The organism is Listeria aquatica FSL S10-1188, assembly GCF_000525795.1.
GTDB classification, from domain to species: domain Bacteria; phylum Bacillota; class Bacilli; order Lactobacillales; family Listeriaceae; genus Listeria; species Listeria aquatica.
Genome location: NZ_AOCG01000011.1, coordinates 183529 through 203815, shown reverse-complemented (window position 1 = coordinate 203815; position 20287 = coordinate 183529). Strand labels below are relative to the sequence as shown.

At 40.6% G+C, this 20287-nt stretch carries 15 protein-coding genes, 3 tRNA genes, 1 rRNA gene and 5 pseudogenes; 23 read left to right on the top strand and 1 reads right to left on the bottom strand.

The annotated features are described in order from the left end of the window. Positions 1 to 114: 114 nt before the first annotated feature. The 11 genes from rrf to fdhD all read left to right on the top strand — a co-directional run bounded on the left by rrf (position 115) and on the right by fdhD (position 8870). Positions 115 to 230: ribosomal RNA gene (gene rrf, locus MAQA_RS09035) — 5S ribosomal RNA — on the top strand. Positions 231 to 243: 13 nt separating this feature from the next. Then, a tRNA-Asn gene (locus MAQA_RS09030) sits at positions 244 to 318 on the top strand. A gap of 27 nt (positions 319 to 345) precedes the next feature. Next, positions 346 to 418, top strand: a tRNA-Thr gene (locus MAQA_RS09025). 13 nt (positions 419 to 431) lie between these two features. Beyond that, a tRNA-Thr gene (locus MAQA_RS09020) sits at positions 432 to 504 on the top strand. Positions 505 to 640: 136 nt separating this feature from the next. Next, entirely contained in the window at positions 641 to 1504 is an 864-nt protein-coding gene (locus MAQA_RS09015; RefSeq protein ID WP_077913589.1) for a TetR/AcrR family transcriptional regulator, read from the top strand. A 94-nt stretch (positions 1505 to 1598) separates the two neighbouring features. Further along, positions 1599 to 3083 carry a DHA2 family efflux MFS transporter permease subunit gene (locus MAQA_RS09010; RefSeq protein ID WP_036073263.1) on the top strand — a complete coding sequence of 495 codons (1485 nt, stop codon included), beginning with the start codon at positions 1599 to 1601 and terminating at the stop codon, positions 3081 to 3083. An 83-nt stretch (positions 3084 to 3166) separates the two neighbouring features. After that, the gene (gene proC / locus MAQA_RS09005) at positions 3167 to 3967 is read left to right on the top strand and encodes a pyrroline-5-carboxylate reductase (protein WP_036073261.1); all 801 of its coding nucleotides are present in this window, start codon (positions 3167 to 3169) and stop codon (positions 3965 to 3967) included. A gap of 117 nt (positions 3968 to 4084) precedes the next feature. Then, positions 4085 to 4360: a hypothetical protein gene (locus MAQA_RS09000; protein WP_036073260.1), complete on the top strand. Its 276-nt coding sequence runs from the start codon at positions 4085 to 4087 to the stop codon at positions 4358 to 4360. A gap of 200 nt (positions 4361 to 4560) precedes the next feature. Next, complete coding sequence (fdhF, locus tag MAQA_RS08995; RefSeq protein WP_036073259.1) at positions 4561 to 7545, top strand: formate dehydrogenase subunit alpha; 2985 nt, start codon at positions 4561 to 4563, stop codon at positions 7543 to 7545. Then, on the top strand, positions 7538 to 8014 hold the full coding sequence (locus tag MAQA_RS08990; RefSeq protein WP_036073257.1) for a helical membrane plugin domain-containing protein: 477 nt from the start codon (positions 7538 to 7540) through the stop codon (positions 8012 to 8014). The genes fdhF and MAQA_RS08990 overlap by 8 nt, the downstream gene beginning before the upstream one ends. A gap of 58 nt (positions 8015 to 8072) precedes the next feature. Next, positions 8073 to 8870 (top strand): formate dehydrogenase accessory sulfurtransferase FdhD, encoded by a 798-nt coding sequence (fdhD, locus tag MAQA_RS08985; protein ID WP_036073254.1) that lies wholly within the window; start codon positions 8073 to 8075, stop codon positions 8868 to 8870. 11 nt (positions 8871 to 8881) lie between these two features. On the opposite strand, the pseudogene MAQA_RS08980 reads toward fdhD, so the two are convergent. Continuing rightward, positions 8882 to 9659: pseudogene (locus MAQA_RS08980) on the bottom strand (alpha/beta hydrolase). A gap of 227 nt (positions 9660 to 9886) precedes the next feature. Between MAQA_RS08980 and MAQA_RS08975 the strand changes: the two are divergent. The 12 genes and pseudogenes from MAQA_RS08975 to lipL all read left to right on the top strand — a co-directional run bounded on the left by MAQA_RS08975 (position 9887) and on the right by lipL (position 20272). After that, positions 9887 to 10710: pseudogene (locus tag MAQA_RS08975) on the top strand (HAD family hydrolase). Positions 10711 to 10776: 66 nt separating this feature from the next. Then, positions 10777 to 11038: pseudogene (locus tag MAQA_RS08970) on the top strand (hypothetical protein). Positions 11039 to 11155: 117 nt separating this feature from the next. After that, entirely contained in the window at positions 11156 to 12181 is a 1026-nt protein-coding gene (locus tag MAQA_RS08965; protein ID WP_036073252.1) for a zinc-binding alcohol dehydrogenase family protein, read from the top strand. After that, entirely contained in the window at positions 12171 to 12695 is a 525-nt protein-coding gene (locus MAQA_RS08960; protein WP_036073249.1) for a dihydrofolate reductase family protein, read from the top strand. The genes MAQA_RS08965 and MAQA_RS08960 overlap by 11 nt, the downstream gene beginning before the upstream one ends. A 2-nt stretch (positions 12696 to 12697) precedes the next feature. Beyond that, positions 12698 to 13330 (top strand): isochorismatase family protein, encoded by a 633-nt coding sequence (locus MAQA_RS08955; RefSeq protein ID WP_036073248.1) that lies wholly within the window; start codon positions 12698 to 12700, stop codon positions 13328 to 13330. 43 nt (positions 13331 to 13373) lie between these two features. Beyond that, positions 13374 to 13975 (top strand): annotated as a pseudogene (locus MAQA_RS08950) (DUF1648 domain-containing protein). 155 nt (positions 13976 to 14130) lie between these two features. After that, entirely contained in the window at positions 14131 to 15795 is a 1665-nt protein-coding gene (locus MAQA_RS08945; RefSeq protein WP_036073246.1) for a peptide ABC transporter substrate-binding protein, read from the top strand. Between the two features lie 146 nt (positions 15796 to 15941). Next, positions 15942 to 16899 (top strand): annotated as a pseudogene (locus MAQA_RS08940) (glycosyltransferase family 2 protein). A gap of 975 nt (positions 16900 to 17874) precedes the next feature. Further along, positions 17875 to 18399 (top strand): DUF6056 family protein, encoded by a 525-nt coding sequence (locus MAQA_RS08925; RefSeq protein ID WP_036073239.1) that lies wholly within the window; start codon positions 17875 to 17877, stop codon positions 18397 to 18399. 186 nt (positions 18400 to 18585) lie between these two features. Then, positions 18586 to 18909 (top strand): YxeA family protein, encoded by a 324-nt coding sequence (locus MAQA_RS08920; RefSeq protein WP_036073237.1) that lies wholly within the window; start codon positions 18586 to 18588, stop codon positions 18907 to 18909. A 25-nt stretch (positions 18910 to 18934) separates the two neighbouring features. Continuing rightward, a complete protein-coding gene (locus MAQA_RS08915) occupies positions 18935 to 19135 on the top strand; it encodes a hypothetical protein (RefSeq protein ID WP_036073234.1) in 201 nt (66 codons plus the stop codon). Positions 19136 to 19435: 300 nt separating this feature from the next. Next, a complete protein-coding gene (gene lipL / locus MAQA_RS08910) occupies positions 19436 to 20272 on the top strand; it encodes a lipoyl-[GcvH]:protein N-lipoyltransferase (RefSeq protein WP_036073232.1) in 837 nt (278 codons plus the stop codon). Positions 20273 to 20287: the final 15 nt, after the last annotated feature.

The window sequence follows — 20287 nt, the reverse complement described above, 5'->3', positions numbered from 1 at the left end:
GAGCGGACAAATACTAATCGATCGAGGACTTAACCTTAAAAAGAACTTTCAGATTCTGGTTCACACGCTTTTCTTCTCTAGTTTTGAGAGAACGACGTTCTTTCATATTCCTTGTCTGGTGGCTATGGCGAGAAGGTCACACCCGTTCCCATCCCGAACACGGTAGTTAAGCTTCTCCGCGCCGATGGTAGTTGGGGGCTTCCCCCTGTGAGAGTAGGTCGCCGCCGGGCAAGGTGTTATTGTTCCACAGTAGCTCAGTGGTAGAGCAATCGGCTGTTAACCGATCGGTCGTAGGTTCGAGTCCTACCTGTGGAGCCATTTTTTTTGTATATCTGGCCTTGTTTTGCCGCTTTAGCTCAGTTGGTAGAGCGCTTCCATGGTAAGGAAGAGGTCGCCGGTTCAAGCCCGGCAAGTGGCTTTTACATGATTGTGCCGGCTTAGCTCAGTTGGTAGAGCAACTGATTTGTAATCAGTAGGTCGCGAGTTCGACTCTTGCAGCCGGCATCGGATAAAGACATTCTTAACAGGAATGTCTTTTTATTTGGCATTAACTTGAACTATGTGTTTATTTTTACTATACTTAGGGTGTAATTATCTTGAGGAGATGAAGAGTTGAAAGATAAAAAACGGAGAATTATAAGTGAAGCGAAAACAATTTTTAGAAAAAAAAGGTTATTTATTAACTTCTGTGACTGATATCGTGGAGGCCAGTGAAATTTCCAAGGGAACATTTTATAATTATTTTACATCAAAAGAAGAACTGGCTATTACAATTTTTAAACAAGAGTATTCGGTTCTGTACCAGAGGTTAGATCAGATCATGCAAGAGGAAGATAAGACCCAAAAAGAAAAGTTCAAAACTTGTATTGAACTGCTGGTGAAATTCCATATCAAAAATGCGGAAATTTTAAATATTAGTTTTTCTCAAGCTACACTTGATGATGACTTTAATCAATTCCTTCTTAGTGTGCGTTCGAAAAGTGTTAAATGGATAAAGGAACAGATGCTACTAGTATATGGGAAAGATACCAAACCTTATTTGAATGATCTTGCAATGATGTTAACGGGAATGATTCTTCTTTTTGTATTTGTTTCAAGCAAACGCAATAAAGAAAGGGCAAGGATTCCTGAAGCTGTAGACTATGTGATGAATCGGATGGAAGTTATTGTGAAGGATGTCGTTAGGACGAAAGAAATTGTACTCACAGATGAAGATATGGATGGGTTTACGCCTGACCACTTGTCACTCAAGAAACGGCGGATGGGTAAATTGAAAAATTTGGTGGAAGACTTGCTGATGAAAATTGATGCCGGACAAATTGCTGATTCGGATAAGTGGCAGCTTAAGGAAACTTTAAATGCTCTTTTAGCTGAATTAAACAATAAGGAAACTCCACGAAGCTTTATTATTCAAGGTGCCATTTTATATTTAAAACAACAAGTGCCCAAGAACTTGGAAAATGAAATAAGCAAACTTGAATCACAAATTAATGAATTATTATAAATTGACTGCATGGTCATTTTTTCTTGACTAACTAGTATTATTGAATTATACTACTAATATTCACAGAAATGCTATTTGGGAAGGGGAAGTCTACGTGAACGCAATTTCAGAAGGAAATCCAGTAGATGCTAACGGAAAACCGTTTAATCGAACTCTATTGGTGGTAACGATGGTCATTGGTGCGTTTGTGGCTGTGCTGAACCAAACGCTACTTGCTACAGCGCTACCGATGATTATGGATGATTTAAAAATTACAGCAGCAACTGGGCAGTGGCTGACAACGGCCTTTTTACTTACAAATGGGATTATGATTCCAGTTACGGCGCTATTGATTGAAAAAATAAATTCGAAAATTTTATTTATCACTGCGATGGTTGTTTTTGCCACAGGTACATTGATTGCTGCTCTTGCGGGATCATTTTCGGTGCTATTGATTGGACGGATTGTTCAAGCGGCTGGTGCGGGAATTATGATGCCGCTATTGCAAACTATTTTTCTTTTAATTTTTCCAAGAGATAAACGGGGAGCAGCGATGGGAATTATGGGACTCGTCATGGCATTTGCTCCAGCCATTGGACCAACGCTATCTGGATGGATTGTAGATAGTTTTGATTGGAGAGTTTTATTTTGGGTTCTTATTCCAATTGCAATTGTTGATATTTTGCTGTCATTCTTTGGTATGAAAAAAGTTGTGACGTTAACAGACATTAAGATTGATTTCTTTTCGATTGTGCTCTCGTCTATTGGCTTTGGATCACTTCTTTATGGATTTAGTGCAGCCGGAAATGATGGCTGGGGAGACCCAATTGTAGTTGCGACCTTGATTGTTGGGGTAATTGTAATTGCGTTATTTATTTGGAGACAATTGAAAATTGATAATCCAATTTTGGAATTTCGTGTCTTTAAGTACCCGATGTTTTCACTTTCGGTAATTATTAGTTCGATTGTGACAATGGCTATGATCGGAACTTCGATTGTGCTTCCATTGTATATTCAAAGTATTCGCGGGGAAACGGCGTTACAATCTGGATTGCTTTTGCTTCCAGGTGCACTTTTGATGGGAGTTATGAGTCCGATTACAGGGGCTATTTTTGATAAAATCGGGGCTCGTTGGCTAACGATTATTGGCTTAACTATTTTAACGGCGGGAACGATACCGTTTATGTTTCTTACGGCAGATACGCCAATGTGGCATGTAATGCTATTTTATGCAATTCGCTTTTTAGGGATTTCGATGGCAATGATGCCGGTAAGCACAGCGGGGATGAATGCTTTGCCTAATCATTTGATAAATCATGGCTCGGCGGTTAATAATACGATCCGGCAAATTGCTGGTTCGATTGGAACGGCGCTGATGATTACGGTTTTGACAAATGTAACAAAGGATCATATGCCAGGAAAATCGCTTCTTGCAACGAATCCGCAAAGTTACGCGCAACATGCGGCAGATGCTAGTTTAAGTGGAATGACTGCGGCGTTCTTTGTTTCTGCGGCCTTTGCTGTACTTGGATGGTTGCTTAGCTTTTTAGTGAGAGACCGGAAGCCGGCAACTGTTGTACAAAAATTTGAAGCAAAATAAGTGGAAAACGCACCCTTTAAGGGTGCGTTTTTTGTGGAAGAATGCTATATTTTTACTGGATACATCGAAAGGAGCGGAAAACAATGAAAATAGGATTTATCGGCGTTGGAAATATGGCGCAAGCGATTATTAGCGGCCTCGTGAAGGAAATGCCCGCAGAAGATATTTTGATTTTTAATCGTACGAAGGAAAAGGCAGAAGACTTTGCAAGAAAAACTGGCGTGAAGGTGCTAGATGCTTCTGAGGATTTAGTTTTACAAGCTGATATTGTCGTTGTGGCAGTGAAGCCTTATGTATTTGAACTGATTTTACCGGATTTGAAATCGGCTTTTGAATCGAAGCGCCCACTTATGGTTTCGATTGCGGCTGGACTTAGTCTGGAACAATTGGCGGGGTTTGTCGGAGAGAAAATGCGCATTGTTCGTGTTATGCCTAATGTAAATGCAACAATTGGCGAATCTATGTCTGGGGTTTGCGGGAACGAATTTGTGAGCGCGGAAGACTATCAAAATGTTGAGGAGATTTTTGCTGCGGTAGGGAGCACGGCGCGTATTCCTGAAAAAGATTTCAGTACGTTTGCGGCTCTTGCTGGAAGTTCACCTGCATTTATTTATATTTTTATTGACTCGCTTGCACGTGCAGGGGTTAAAGCAGGACTTTCTAAGAAGCAGGCGCTTGAAATTGCGGCGCAAGCGGTTCTTGGGAGTGCTAAAATGGTGCTCGAAAGCGAAACGCATCCGTATGAACTCGTGGATCAGGTTTGCTCGCCAGGAGGAACCACGATTGCTGGTGTGAGCTCGCTGATGGACGATGCGTTTGTTGCGAGTGTGATGCACAGTGTGGAAGCTACGATGAAGCGTGAAGTGGAACTAAGTGAAAAATAGTAGTTTGCTAAGGGATTGTAAATTTTATTAAAGTTGTTTGACAAATCGTCTGTAGGAATGAGAAACTTCGAATTCTGTGTTATGCTGATGGCAAACAAAATCGAAGGAGGCGTTTTTATGCCGCTGTTTGATCAATTGAAAAACTTGGCCGGGGATAAGCTTTCGGAATTCCTCAGTGGCACTGGCGAACAAATTTCGGAAAGCGCAGACGAAGTGACGAATCAAGTTGAAGCAGGTACGGATAAAGTGACGGAAACTGTTGAACAAGTTGATCCAAGTGAAATAACGGGCGGTCTTAGCGACAAGGTGGATGAAGTGAAAAATTCTATCGGGGAACAGCTAGGCTCACCTACTGATTTGTTAAACAACGTCAAAGATTTTTTCGGAAAATAGTTAGAAAAATGCTGTAATCGGGTATATATTCCCGGTTGCAGCTTTTTTTATTTGAACAATCACTCAAGATGGCGAAATTGGCTATATCATGCTATTTGATAAGCGTTCTCAATTAAGTTTTTACTGTATAATTCACATAAAAGCTGATATAATAAAAAGCATGTAATCGTTTTCTTAAATAGTAAGGAGGAGGAGCTTTTATGGCAGAAAGAATCACCGTTCAGATTAACGGGAAGCCTCATGAAGTGGATGAAGGGCAACGAATTTTAGACTATCTGAATGAACAAGAAATAAAACATCCGCATATTTGCTATAGTGAGCAAATGGGACCTATCCAGTCTTGCGATACTTGTATGTGCGAAGTGGACGGCGAATTGATGCGCGCGTGCAGTACTGAATTTAAGTCAGGAATGCAAATTGAAACGGATTCGGAAAAAGCAACGGATGCCCAGCTAGAAGCGATGGACCGAATTTTGGAAAATCATTTGTTGTACTGTACGGTTTGCGATAATAATAACGGGAATTGTCGTGTACATAATACAACGGAACTTTTGGGTGTTGAAGGGCAGTCGCGCCCTTATCGCGAAAAAGGCTACCTGAATGATTTTTCGCATCCGTTTTACCGCTATGATCCAGACCAGTGTATTCTTTGTGGACGCTGCGTGGAAGCTTGCCAAAGTGTTCAAGTAAATGAAACGCTATCGATCGATTGGGAAAGAGATCAGCCAAGAGTGATCTGGGATGATGATAAACCGGCGAATCTCTCATCTTGCGTTTCTTGCGGGCTGTGTTCAACGGTTTGTCCTTGTAACGCGATGATGGAGAAATCCATGCTCGGGCAGGCTGGATTTATGACGGGGATAGACGAAGATGTACTTGATCCGATGATTGATCTTGTGAAAAAAGTGGAACCGAACTATCAAACGGTTTTTGCGGTTTCTGAAGTTGAAGCGGCGATGCGTGATACACGGACGAAGAAAACGAAAACGGTTTGTACGTTCTGTGGTGTGGGTTGTACGTTTGAAGTTTGGACGAAAGATCGTAAAATTTTGAAAGTGGAACCAACAGGCGAAGGTCCGGTCAATAAGTTCGCAACTTGTGTGAAAGGGAAGTTCGGCTGGGACTTTGTGAATGACAAGAAACGTCTAACTTCACCACTCATGCGGGAAGGTGACGAATTTGTACCGGTTAGTTGGGAAAAAGCGCTTGAAACGATCGGAACGAGGTTGCGGGAAATTCAAGCAAAATATGGCAGTGATGCACTTGGATTCATCAGTTCTTCGAAGACTACAAATGAAGAGAACTATTTAGTGCAAAAGTTATCGCGCCAAGTTTTTGAAACGAATAATGTGGATAACTGCTCGCGGTACTGCCAAGCGCCGGCTTCTGATGGTCTTACTCGGACAGTTGGAATCGGGGCAGATTCGGGAACGGTTGAAGATATTGAATCGGCAGGACTAATCATGCTTGTTGGCTGTTCGCCTGCGGATGGGCATCCAGTTATCGCGAGTCGAATCAAGCGGGCGCACAAATATAATGGTGCAAAACTGTTTGTTTCAGATTTGCGTAAACACGAAATGGCAGAACGAGCAGATAAATTTGTTCGACCAAAACAAGGAACGGACTTTGTTTGGTTAACGGCGGTCGCGAAGTACATCATTGACCAAGGTTGGCATGATGAAGCCTTTATGAATGAACGTATTTCGAATGTGGATGAGTATTTGGAATTCTTAGCACCGTTTACGTTGCAATATGCGGAACAAGAAACGGGACTTTCTGTAGATACGCTCAAAGAAATTGCCGAAATGGTTCACGAAGCAGATGGGACTTCAATTTGTTGGGGAATGGGCGTTACGCAAAATATTGCTGGTTCGCATACTTCATCTGCTATCTCAAATCTACTTCTTGTTACCGGAAACTACGGAAGAAATGGAGCAGGGGCATTCCCACTTCGCGGACACAATAATGTTCAAGGTGCTTGTGATATGGGTTCACTTCCAAATGTACTTCCTGGCGTGCAACCAATTGGTGATGCTGATGTAAGAGCTCGCTTTGAAGCGGAATATGGGGTCTCGATTTCGGAAACTCCAGGTCTGAAAAACAACGAAATGCTTGATGCGATTGAAGCAGGTACGTTGCACGGTATGTATCTAGTTGGTGAAGAAATGGCTTGGGTGGATTCAAACTCGAATCATGTTCAAGATACACTCGCAAAACTTGAGTTTCTTGTCGTACAAGATGTCTTTCTTTCAAAAACGGCGCAATTTGCTGATATTGTTTTACCGGCTTCGCCTTCCCTTGAAAAAGAAGGAACGTTTACGAACACAGAACGTCGGGTTCAGCGTCTATATGAAGTTATGAAGCCGCTTGGTGATTCGAAACCTGACTGGTGGATTACGCAAGAAGTAGCACGTGCTTGTGGAGCGGACTGGAATTACAGTCACCCTAGCGAAATTATGGACGAAATTGCAAGTCTTGCACCATTTTTCCGTGGCGTAAGTTATGACCGGATGCAAGGCTTTGATAGTTTAGTGTGGCCGGTTGATGAAACGGGTCAAGATATGCCGCTTCTTTATAAGGAAAGATTTAATTTCCCTGATGGAAAAGCGCAATTCTCGACACTTCCTTATGTACCGCCAATTGAATTCCCGGATGATTATGACTTGCAGCTCAATAATGGGCGTTTGCTAGAGCAGTTCCATGAAGGGAACTTGACGGACAAATCGAAGGGTCTGGATTATAAACTTCCAGAGGTATTTGTTGAGGTTTCGCCAGAACTTGCAAAAGAACGTGGCGTTGAAAGTGGCTCGCTCGTTCGTCTAAGCTCGCCGTATGGACATATTAAATTGCGCGCGGTTGTAACGGACCGGATGAAAGGCAAGGAAGTCTATGTGCCAATGCACTCTGTAAGTAGTGAAACGGCTGTAAACTTGCTAACAAGTAGTACGGGAGATGTTCGTACGAAGACACCAGCGTTCAAACAAACGAAAGTTGCGATGGAAGTGTTGCAAAAAGAAGGTAAAAACCCACTTCCTGATCATAATCCGCGGAACCGCAAACGTTATCCGCAACAAGGTGTGGAAGTAGAACGGAAATGGAAACGAAATGACTATGTTCCAATTTCAAAAGTGAATTGTGCTTGTGGCGGAAGCTGCGGTTGTAAAGGAGAGAAAGAAAATGGCTGAACCAATTTCAAAAATTCGTGATGTTTCACCTTCTCCGGAAGAAAAGGAAGCGGAACAATTAGAAGAACTAAAACAAACTATCGCACAAGATGAGTCGGGCTTTAAAGAAATTTTGGAGTTTGTTAAATTGCTTCACGATGCTGGAGCGCTTGAAGCAGTAAACAGTGCAATGAAAGCGAAAGAAGATATCGCTAAAACTTTCTTAAATGAATGGCGCAAAGAACCAACGACGAATGCGATCAATAATTTGATGATTTCAGGTCAATTGCTTACGGAAACGAAACCTGAGCAAACGGAAGCGATGATTGGTCAAATGAAAAGTGCTGCGAGTGAGGCAGATAAAGCGGCAAAAGATGAATCGATTGTTGGAGTGTTCGGTTTAATGAAGGCGATGAAAGATCCAGATGTGAACCGGGCATTACGTTATGGTATTGCTTTTCTGAAGGAAATGGGTAAAGGATTAAAATAACGAAGAGGGCCTCCAAGTCAATTTTGTTTGGGGGTCTTTTCTTGAAAGGAGGAGCGTGATGGAGACAAGTGCAAGCGAAAAAATGGTTCGTTATGAACGCGGGGAAGTGAAGCGTGATCAAGAAGCACTTGTTGCGGTGGAATACCCGCTGACTATCTATGTGAACCGAGAAGAGCTCGTTACGATTGTTTGTACACCGGAGTATTTGGAAGATCTGGTCATTGGTTTTTTAACTTCAGAAGGTGTCATTCGTGGCATACAAGATGTGGATCAAATTGAAATTGTAGAATCAACGGGGCATGCCTATGTGACGGCGAATTTTGTCAACAAATTTAATGCGAAATATCGTGCGAAGCGTTATATTACCTCATGTTGCGGGAAATCGCGTGAAAATTTCTATTTTCAATCGGATGCATCCTTGCTTGAAAGCTTTAATGAGACTTCGATTAGCCTAAAGCCGGAAACGATTTTTCGATTGATGATGGACTTTGAGGAAGCTTCGCAGACGTTTCACCGGACAGGCGGAGTGCATAATGCCGGTTTGTGTTCGGCAGAAGAAGTCTTGCTTACGCGGATGGATATTGGGCGGCACAATGCGCTCGATAAGATTTATGGGTACTGCTTGGAAGCAGGAATGAGCGTAAATGATAAAATTGTGATTTTCAGCGGTCGGATTTCTTCAGAGATTTTAGTGAAAACTGCTAAAATTGGATGCGGTATTATTTTGTCTCGTTCTGCTCCGACAGAACTCGCAATTCAAATGGCAGAGGAACTGGGAATTACTGCTGTTGGTTTTATCCGAGATGAAACCATGAATATTTATAGCCGTCCAGAACGAATTTTGATAGAAAACTAAAAACTGCAGCTCTAAGATAGAGCTGCAGTTTTTAGTTGGCCAGTTGATATACGTTTTTTTTCTGGGGAGGTGTATTTGGCTAGGAACCAGTAAATGAGTTGGATGGACTCCGCAGATTTATAGATGGTATGATGACTTGCTTCTTCGCCACGTTCGATTTTTTCCATGTATACGTGGATGTTGTCAAAAATGAGTCGCGAAGAAAGTGCACTTTGAAGCGGGACAACGCTGTCTGTATTGTGCTCAGCATCTGAAATGCCAGCAATCGAAAGAAACTCTAAATCGCTTGGATTTTGCTTCTTTTTGGATAGAAAATTCTTGAGCATTGCTGTTTGATGCGCAACCTTTTTTAAAATTGGCTCCGCCCGCATTGTCTTCCTCACTTAAGTCGTTAAATGGTGCCCCAAGTGTGATGATTTTTTGAAAACGCGGAGTTGCTTGATTGCCCTGTACGTAAGCGGAAAGCGCTAAGCCGCCGTTTGAATAGCCCACGCCATCCATTTTCTTGAACTTAAAGTGCTTTTCAAGGTCGTCTGTCGCAATTCGGAGCCACTTTGCCCAGTCGCTAATAGGAGCCTCATTGTCTTCAAACGCCACCGCGATAATAGGATGTTTCGCATTTTTGGTCAGTTTTCCCCGATACGAGAGCTCGCCTTTCGAGCTAATTAAAACCTCTAGTTTCTCGTTCGAAAAATGGTATTTATCTTGTAGGTTTTCGCTGATTTCATCAAGCGTGTGCTCATTTCCGCCGCTCCCATGGACAAGAATGATCGGGACGGTGTTACTCAAATTGACGGAATCTGGCGCTTTGAGTGTTTCTGGCTTGGAACAACCGGCTACGAGAAAAAGCAGAGCAGTAAGGAAAAGGATTTTTAGGCAGTTGCGCAAAAGAATGACCTCCAGATTTTGAAAATTTGGCTTTATTATAGCATATTAACGAGAAGCAGGCGTGACAAACTGGTCATTTCGGGCTATAATTCGAGTAGACTGAACCTGAAAGAAGGACGTGTAAAAGAATGATAAATACGATTGTAACGGATATGGATGGAACGCTGCTTGTCACTAAAGGAGATCAGATAGAAGCGAACAACAAAGCGGTTCTTTTGGACTGGCAAAAAGCCGGAAAAAAAACTTTTTTTTGGCAACAGGACGGCTGGATTTGGCAATTTTACCGTTTATTCATGAACTAAAAATCACACTTCCAGTGATTTCGTGTAACGGCGGGCTCGTTCGCGATTTTACAACGGGAGAAATTTTATATAAAAGTAGTTTGGCGCGCGAAACGATTGAAGCCGTTCTCGCCGTGCTTGCTGAGCTAGAAGTCGATTACCATATTTACACAACGGAGCGAATTTTGGGGCCTTCGAATACTGGGAAAATTGCTTTCTTTAATGAGCAAAATAAGCAGCTTCCAGAAAATGAACAAGTGCCGATCACGCTCACGAAAACACCGCTTGAAGAGCTTAGTGAAGGTGAATTTCCGCTTAAAATTTTGGCAGTTGATGAAGATGAAAATAAGCGCAAGAAAGTGAAAGATGCCTTGGATCGATTTGATTTGTCTGTGATGTCCTCTGGGAAAAACTTGGTGGATATTATGAACAAGGGAATTGATAAAGCTCATGGTTTGCGCTACCTAGCGGAACATGGCTATCTCGATCTTGCGGAAACGGCTGCATTTGGGGATAACGAAAATGATGTTGGCATGATCGAACTCGCAAAAGTCGGTGTTGCGATGGGAAACGGGATTGAGCTTGCACGAGAAAAAGCAGACTTTATCACGACGGATAATGATGCTGGCGGACTTGCGCAATTTGTTCGCGACGAAATCCTGAAGGGCTAGCAGTCGCTTCCTTCTTTTGCTTCGTGATATGATGAGTATAGAAGTAAATGTGAGGAGCTGATGAAGATGGAAGAAAGTTTTGATCTTGGGTATTTCTTGAAGAAAGCTTTTGTGATTGCGGCGAGTCTCAGTTTGTTTTTTTGTTGCGTTTATTGCTATTTTGACGCTTGTGGGTGTCATCATCGCGATTCCGCTACTTAAAAAGGGGAGTGAACTACTTTTTAGGAGCGATGAAAAAGCGATTGGAAGAAAATTGAAATGGAAAACGCCAGAATACGAAGCGAAAGTAAAATTCAGCGATAGTCACTTGCTAGATGAAAAAAGTTAAGATAGTGAAAAAGCCTGTTTAGGAGCCATTTCTAAGCAGGCTTTTTTTTGAATTTGAAATTAGAAGCTTTATTTTAGTGAGATCGGGGAATAGAAAAAGGAAGAAAGGGTGAAAAGGATGAAAGCGGTAGGACTTTATCGGTATTTGGATATTGAGGATTCTGGGAGTTTACTGGACCTTGAACTTGAAGTACCTGTTCCAGAGGCACGAGATTTACTGGTTCGCGTCAAAGCGGTATCAGTTAATCCAGTGGATACCAAGCAGCGTGCGCCAAAAGAGCGGGTTGAAGCAACACCGCGGGTTCTTGGCTATGATGCGGTAGGAGAGGTTGTAAAAGTGGGGAGTGACGTCAATTTGTTCGCTGTTGGCGATGAGGTATATTTTGCAGGTGATGTGACAAGACAGGGAAGTAATGCGGAATATACAAGAATTGATGAACGGCTAGCGGCGCACAAACCACAGAATTTAACAGATGAGGAAGCTGCTGCGATGCCACTTACGACTCTTACAGCTTCGGAAGCTTTGTTTGATAGGCTGCTCATTACACCAGAAAAAGATAAAGGGAAATCCATTTTGATCATCAATGGTGCAGGTGGTGTAGGTTCAATTGCAGTGCAACTCGCCAAGTTTTCGGGCCTAGAGGTGATCGCGACTGCGAGCCGACCAGAAACGATTGACTGGGTAAAGCAACATGGGGCTGATTTTGTGATTGATCATCATTTGTCGATCCCAGAGGAGCTTATGAAAATTGGATTTCCACAAGTGGATTATATTTTGTGTTTGCATGATACCTATCGACATTTTGAAGCGATGGAGCAGGCGATCAAGCCTGAAGGGCAAATCTGTTCGATTGTTGAGCTTAGCCATCCTGTTCAAATGAGCATCCTTAAAGATAAAAGTGCAGGTTTTCATTATGAATTTATGTTTACGCGATCCAAATATCAAACGGCTGACCAAATTCGACAACATGAAATTTTAGAAAAGGCGCGAGTGCTTTTTGAATCGGGAGAACTAAAAAGTACGCTAACGAAGGTATTGACACCGATTAATGCAGAAACAATGCGAGAAGCACATAAAATTGTGGAATCCGGGAAAATGATCGGAAAACTGGTTGTGAAAGGATTTGATGAAGATGACAAGTAAACGTGTCTCACTCTATATTGCAGTCAGCTTAGATGGTTATATTGCGGATGAACTAGGGAGCGTAGAATGGCTTGAGAAAATCCAAAGCGCGGGAGATAGTGGCTACGAAGCGTTTTTTGATAGTGTAGATACCGTCGTGATGGGACGTACGACTTACCAGCAAGTTTTCTCGCTCACAGATACTTTTCCGTACAGTAGAAAAGATGTTTATGTATTCTCACGTTCAAAAGCAGATTCGGCCGATGAATATGCTGCTTTTGTTTCTGGAAACGTGCGGGACTGGCTTGCAACAATTGAAGGAGCGAACATCTGGCTAGTTGGCGGTGCAGGTCTTGTGAGGCAATTCTTGAAAGAAGAAGCGATTGATAAATTTGTGCTTACGATTGCACCGGTTATCCTTGGGAGTGGGATTCCGCTATTTGAAGCTGACCATCCGCACAGTCTTAAACTGGAAGACGTTACACGCTTCGGCGAGTTTGCGCAATTAACTTATGGAAAATTGGAGGAAGAATGACAATGAAAATTGCAACGTTCGATGTGGATGCACAAAATGGATTCAGTCCGGTATGTCCTGAGGAACTTCCGGTACCAGAAGCGGAAGAGATTGTTCCAGAATTAGAATTTATGGCTACGCTTGCTGACTTTCGGATAGCGAGTAAAGATGCCCATCCAGCAAATGCAGTTTGGGTGGTAGACAAAAGCGAGGATATGCTTCAACCGCTTGACTTTCCAAATGCAGACTTAACTTGGGTGAGGCACTGCGAACCGGGGACGAAAGGCTTTGAGCTTCTTCATGGGCTTCCGCATCCAACAGAATATGACTATTTTGTTTGGAAGGGAATGGAAACTGATCTGCATCCATATGGCGCTTGCTATCATGATATCAAAGAAGAGCTTTCAACAGGTGTTATAGAATTTTTGAAGCAAAATGATGTAGGGACGGTAATTGTAGGTGGACTTGCTTTTGATTTTTGCGTTAAAACAACTGTGATTCAGCTTGAAAGAGCGGGTTTCCAAGTTATCGTTTACTTGGGAGCAACACGCGCGCTTACAAGCGAGGGGTATCAGGAGACGAAGAAAGAGCTAGAACAAATGCCAAACATCAGACTGATAGAAACACGGAATGACCTCGCTGTGCTTTTAAATTAATTTTTTAAGTATAGGAAGGTGAAGGAGATGAAAAAAAATCGGGATGTTTCCAAGTTTGGTTATTTTGATCACGGTGGCAGCTTCCCTAATTAGTTATCCGCTACTTCCGGCGGAAATGGCCGTTCATTTCGGCAGTGACTTCTCTCCAGATATGTTTATGCAGAAGTGGCTTGGACTTATCCTGATCCCGTTTTTAATGGTGATGTTTACTGGGACAGAGTATTACGGCAAGGAGAAGGTAAAAGAAGAAAGTAAATTGGAATTTGAATATTGTTTCCGACTTTTGCTAGTTCTACTTGCTATTGTGCAACTAAGTTTGATCGCTTATGGACTGGGTTATGAGATTCCGACAGGGCGTTTTGCGTTACTATCGGCAAGTGCTTTTACATTGTTGCTTGCTGTTTATCTAAGCTATTCGAAAAAGGTCTTTCTTTTTTTTAAGACTTGTCGGATTCAAGAAAACGGATGCTTATGCAAAAAATTTGTGGAAAAAAAATCACGATCGCATCGCTCGTCTTTTTCGGTGTGGCTTGTTTAATTCTTGCGGTCTTTATGCGAAATGATCCAAGCTACTTTATGATGATTATGGTAGCGGCAGTGTGTATTATTGTTGTTGGTTCGGGTGTTTACTTGAATAAAAGATGATAATTAATACAGATTTTATTTACAATAGATACAGTTGATACTATAATAAAAGACGAAAGACTTATTTCGATTTTTAAGTTTTTCGTCTTTTTTGAGTGATTTGGAAAGCGCTTCCTAGGAGGAGGAAGGCAAACAAGAAAATAAGGAGGAAAAAAATGCGTAAAAGGGGACAGAAATTTCTAGTTGGGAGTTTGGTTTTTGGAGTTTTAGCACTTTCGGCATGTGGTGCGAATGAAGGGAAGTCAGGGGAAAACCAAGGTAAGCAGGTGGGAGACAGCAAAACCGTTAATGTTATGGAAACGTCTGCTGTCCCAAGTGTCAATCCAATTACGGCGGACAATGGAGCTAGTTTTAAGGTTGTTAATCAGGTTTTTGAAGGGTTGTACCGTTTGGATAAGAAGGGAAAACCTGAACTTGCGCTGGCTGAAAAAGAGCCGACTGTTAAAAATGATGGAAAGACATTTATTTTCGATATTCGAAAAGACGCCAATTGGTCGGATGGAAGCCCTGTAACAGCAGCGGATTTTGAGTTTGCTTGGAAGAAAGTAGTAGACCCAAAAACAGCAGCAGCCTATGGACCTCAGATGGAAGAAATCGTAAAGAATGCCACGCAAATTTTAAAGGGAGAGCTTCCGCCAAGTGAACTGGGCATTAAAGCACTTGGGAAAAAACGCGTGCAAATCGATTTGGAAAATCCAGTACCTATCTTCAAGGAACTCCTAACAACAGGAACCTTCTTCCCGCAAAAAGAGGCTCAACTTAAAAAAGAAGGCAATCGTTATGGGACAAATAGTGATACGCTACTTTCGAATGGACCGTTCATTTTGAAAAATTGGGACAGTACAAGTCAAACGTTTGATTACGTTAAAAATCCGAAGTATTGGGATAAAAAGAACGTGAAGGCGGATAAAATTCATGTAACGGTAGTAAAAGATACGAATGCAGCGCTTAATTTATATAACACTGGAAAACTCGATCGTGTTGAACTTGATGGCGATTTTGTCAAACAGTTTGAAAATGATAAAGAGTTTCATAAAATGACGACGGGCAGATCGGTTTACATGAAAATGAATCAAGGTAAAGATGGCATAAAAACCGATTTAGCCAACTTAAATATTCGGCGCGGTCTTGCCATGGCAATCGATAAAGCTGGGCTTGTTGATACGTTGCTTGCAAATGATTCAAAGTCGCTTGACGGAGATGTTCCAGGTGGGATTATGTTTAGTCCTGAAAATGGCAAAGATTTTCGAGAGATTAATGGGCCACTCTTGACTTATGACAAAGATGAGGCAAAAACTTATTTCGAAAAAGGACTAAAGGAACTTGGCAAAACAGAACTAACGCTTACTTTGACTGCGGGAGATACCTCGCTTATAAAAAAACAAACTGAATTCATTCAAAATCAACTTGAATCTAATTTACCTGGCTTAACGGTAAAACTAAAAAATGTTCCGACGCAAGTCAGCTTTAAAGCAGATGTCACGCAGGACTTTGAATTACTGCTTGGCGGTTGGGGCGGGGATTACCAAGATCCTTTGACTTATCTCAACTTATTCCTAACTGGAAGCCCTGGGAATCATACAGGATTTTCAAATAAAAAATATGATGAACTGGTGCTAGGTGCGAAAGGGAAACTTGCGAATGACTTGAATAAGCGATTCGATGCGCTTCTTGAAGCAGAGAAAATCTTGTTAAAGGATAATGCGACTTTAATTCCTCTTTATCAAGGGGGAAGAGCCTATCTAGAAAAATCAACTTTAAAGGATTACATTGCATATCCAATTGGGACAGAAAACTATAAATGGATGTACAAAAAATAAGAATATAGGTTAAACAAAGACAGTAGCTTATGAGCTACTGTTTTTTTTGTCTGAAATTATAGTGATATGAAGGATTTTTTATGATAAACTATGAATATAATTGCATTAGACAGGTAGCGAATATAATTTAAGGAGGAACATTCCAATTGAAGCTTTTGACTATCTCTGTTCCGGCATATAACGAAGAAACAATGATTGTGCCACTTTATGAACGTATTGTAGAAGTCATGAATGAAGTAAAAGAAACCTATACATTTGAATTGCTGTTTATAAATGATGGAAGTAAAGACGGGACTCTCGATCAGATGAAGGCTTTACATAAAAAAGATAATCGAGTTGTATTTGTTGACTTGTCACGTAATTACGGGAAAGAAATTGCGATGGCTGCTGGATTTGATTATGCCAAAGGGGACGCACTTGTTACAATGGATGCTGATTTGCAACATCCTCCAGAAGTGATTTTAGAGATGCTTAAACTTTGGGAACTAGGCTATGAAGATGTGTATGCGAAAAGAAATCGACGTGAAGGTGAAACGTGGCTTAAAAAAGCTACTTCAAAGATGTATTACCGGATTCTTCAAAAAGTTGCTCGGATTCCTGTTCTTCCAGACGCAGGAGATTTTCGTTTGTTGGATAGACGTTGTATCGAGGCGCTTAAGCAAATGCGAGAAACCAATCGTTATACAAAAGGCCTTTACAGCTGGATTGGTTTTAAAAAAATAGAAGTGACTTTTGATGCGGCTCCCCGTTACGATGGACAATCTAAGTGGAATTACCAGTCATTGATTAACTTAGCGCTTGAAGGGATTACTTCTTACACGACTTTTCCACTTAGACTTTCTACATATAGTGGGTTTATTGTGTCGGCAGCAGCTTTTATTTATATGATCTATCTATTTATCAAAACACTGCTTTTTTGGGGCAGATACGAGTGGCTTTCCTTCACTCATGATTATTATCCTATTTTTAGGTGGCGTACAACTTATCAGTATAGGTATCATTGGGGAATATTTGGGACGGATTTTTCAGGAAGTTAAAAAACGCCCCCTTTATTTTGTAGAGAGCTATAACGAAGACAAAGAAACAGTTAATAAGAAGGGATAGAGAGAAAAAATAATGACAAAAAAAAATTAACAGTCTGCATCTAGCGATTTTCAGTTTCATCTTGTTTGTATTTTACTTTTTCCTATCATATATGACGCCGCTCACACACGATGATTGGACATGGGCGATTCATTTTGGTACAGATCGCTTGGGAGAGTGGTTTAAAGATTACAACGGCAGATATCTAGGGAACCTGACAGAAATTTTAATTACGCGTTCTAGTTTTATTCGTTATTTTTTGATGGGGGTCTTAGGAGCGGCATTAGTTGTTCTACCACTGCTTATTGCGAGAACTAGTAAATGGACGCTAAGCTTCTTAAGCTTTTTTTCTTGTGCTTTCAGTTCCACTTGGCATGTTGAAATCTACTTTTGCTTGGGCAGCAGGATTTGCTAATTACAATACAGCTATATTGTGTATTTTATTATATATCTTGATCATTAAAAATGTCTTTTATGATAAAGCACCGAAATATAGCCTGTTTGTTGTTTGTATAGCCCTCCCATTTGGCGTTATCTCTCAGCTTTTTGTAGAACATGCAACTATTTATAATGTGTTTGCAGCACTTTTTTATTATTATTTATAGTTTTGTGAAGTTCCGTAAATTTTTATTTTTTTCCAAGTTTTATATTTTGTTGGAACCTTAATTGGTGCCATACTTATGTTTACAAATGGAGCTTATGTTAAAATTTTCAGTGGGTCTGACAATTACCGCTCTGTTAAAACGGATCAAGGCTTGTTTTCCAGAATTTATGAAGTCTTCTATACAGATATGTACAAGCTTTTTATCATGAATAATATGTGGCTTAATATAGTTCTAGCACTCGTTACAATCTTGCTGCTCGTTAAAGCAGGTAAAAATCTTTCGATGGGACTACTAATTTTAAAGAATAGCTTTATTTTTATTTTAACTATCTATGCTTTTTACGTGCCTATTGTTAAGAACACACTACATTTAAGTTTTTTTTACCGATCCAGTGAAAAATGCAAATTTTGAAGCATGGCTATCCGTTCTATTTTATTTAGTCTTGATTCTAAGTGTGTTCCTTTTTGTTTTAAATCGTAATTTAAAAGTTGAACTTTCTTTTTATTTGCTATCGGCAGCATTTGTTTCTGCGCCACTTTTCTTAATCACGCCAATTGGCGCGCGGTGCTTCGTTATTCCGTATTTAATGTTTGTACTCTACATCATTCGCTTACTTGTTTTTGCCAATGAATCAAATTGGATCGATTTTTCAAATTGGATTATTCCGATTGCTGGTTTAACGATTGTGGTTGCACTGGCTTATAGCGTTGTCTTTTATCACATCAAGTCTGCTGACAATGAACGAATGGAAGAAGTCAGACAACAAGTTAAGAGCGGCGAAAAGGCGGTTACTTTGAAGCGGCTCCCATACGAAGACTTTTTATGGAATAGCACTCCTGTTCCAGGGAGCTTCCAAGAAGAAACCTTTAAAGTGTATTTTAAAATTCCAAAAGAAACGAAACTGATTGTTAAATAGGACTATGAAGTGCTGCTATGCACGCATGCGCCTGATGAATAGGCAACTGCGTATATAGCAGTTTTTTTGTGGGCTGATTGTGATATCAGACTAAGGAATGATAGAAGATTCATTCTGCAGCCTTTTTTGATCGTGCTAATTTCCCTTTATAATAAGTTTATCAAATCAAATAAGGGAGCAAGAAAAATGAAAAGGGCAATGTTTGGATTGTTAGCTACAGTATTTGTGATTGTGATGGTTTTTATTGAACTAGGATCACCGTTTGCGGAGGCTTCAGATACATACACAGTGACGATAAATCATTCAGGTGAAAAAGTTCAGAAAGCCAATTTTAAAGGATACGCATTTAAGGAAGAATGTAAAACATCATCGGGAAGAAATGTTCAACTGAAATTTTATTCAAATGATAAGCTAGAAATGAATAAATCATACCGTTTAGTTATTCAAGATAATCAAATGGTAGTTCGTTCAAAGGAGCTTTCAGATATACAAGTCGTTTCATCAAAATAATAAAAAAGAAATGAGGAGATTGATTATGAGTAACTTTTGGAAATACTTTTTAACAGTTGTTTTAGCACTTATTGGTTTAAATATTGTTTTGAAAATTATTGGTGTAACTTTACACTTCTTGTTCCCGATTTTAATTTTGGCAGGTATTATCTTCTTGCTTTATAAACTTTGGTCGGGGGATAATCGCAAGAACCATAAAAATGGCCGTGACCCCTATGAATACTAATATTGCTTAAAAAGCTCCCTAGCTTTTCTATATAATAAAACGAGACTTTCCCCAAAGAGTCTCGTTTTTTTGTTTGAGTTGAAAAAAGAGAAGGAAAAGAAAGAGAAACAAGAAAGTTGGATGAACATGAAAAAACAAATTTTGTTTTTAGTGGCTATTTTATGTTTTCTTTGGTTTAAACCTAAAAAAGTGAAGGGAAAAAACAGATTTAAAACCAAATGGTGATTTTAAGGGACTTGCTCCCATAGAAAGGCTTGGTGTGCTATAATAGCAAAAAAGAAAAGTGAAGGAGTTTGCACCGTGACTTTATTGGAAGAAGGCTTACTCAAGCAACCTAAATGGCGTTTTATTGATCAAACGAACGTTAATCCTGCTTTTGGTGCGCTTGAGTCTTACGCAACTGATGACACGCTTTGCCGAACTGTTGGAAAAAAAGTCAGTCCCCCTACTTTACGTGCTTGGGTTCATGAAAAAACGGTTTCGCTAGGGATTCAAGATACAAAGCTTCCTAAATTACAAGAAGGTATTGCTTTTTTGAAAGAAGCTGGCTATCAAGTAGTTTTGCGTAATTCTGGCGGGTTAGCAGTTGTATTAGATCAAGAGGTTTTAAATTTGTCGCTTATTTTACCGGATGTTGAACGGGGGATTGCCATTGATCGTGGCTATGAAACGATGTTCACATTAATTAAAGATATGTTTGCTGATTTTGATCAAGTGATTGAAGCACGTGAAATTGAACGTTCCTATTGTCCGGGGAGTTATGATTTAAGCATTGAAGGGCGAAAGTTTGCTGGGATCGCACAACGACGCATGGCAAAAGGGGTATCTGTACAAATTTATCTTGCGTTGAATGGTAATCAAGATGAGCGTTCGACTCTTATTCGTGAGTTTTACAAGCGAAGCGGAAAAGATTTGCAAGAAAAATATAAATTCCCAGATGTTGATCCAAGTGTGATGGGGACATTATCAGGCTCTCTAGAACAAGAACTAACGGTAAATGATATTGTGCGGCGTTTACTAAATAGTTTGCGCTATTATGCAGGTGAACTTTATTCAAGCACGCTGTCTGCTGAAGAGCTTGACTTGCTTCCGCAATATTTTGAGCGAATCATTCAACGTAATGAAAAAATCAAGTGAAGGGAATGTGACGAA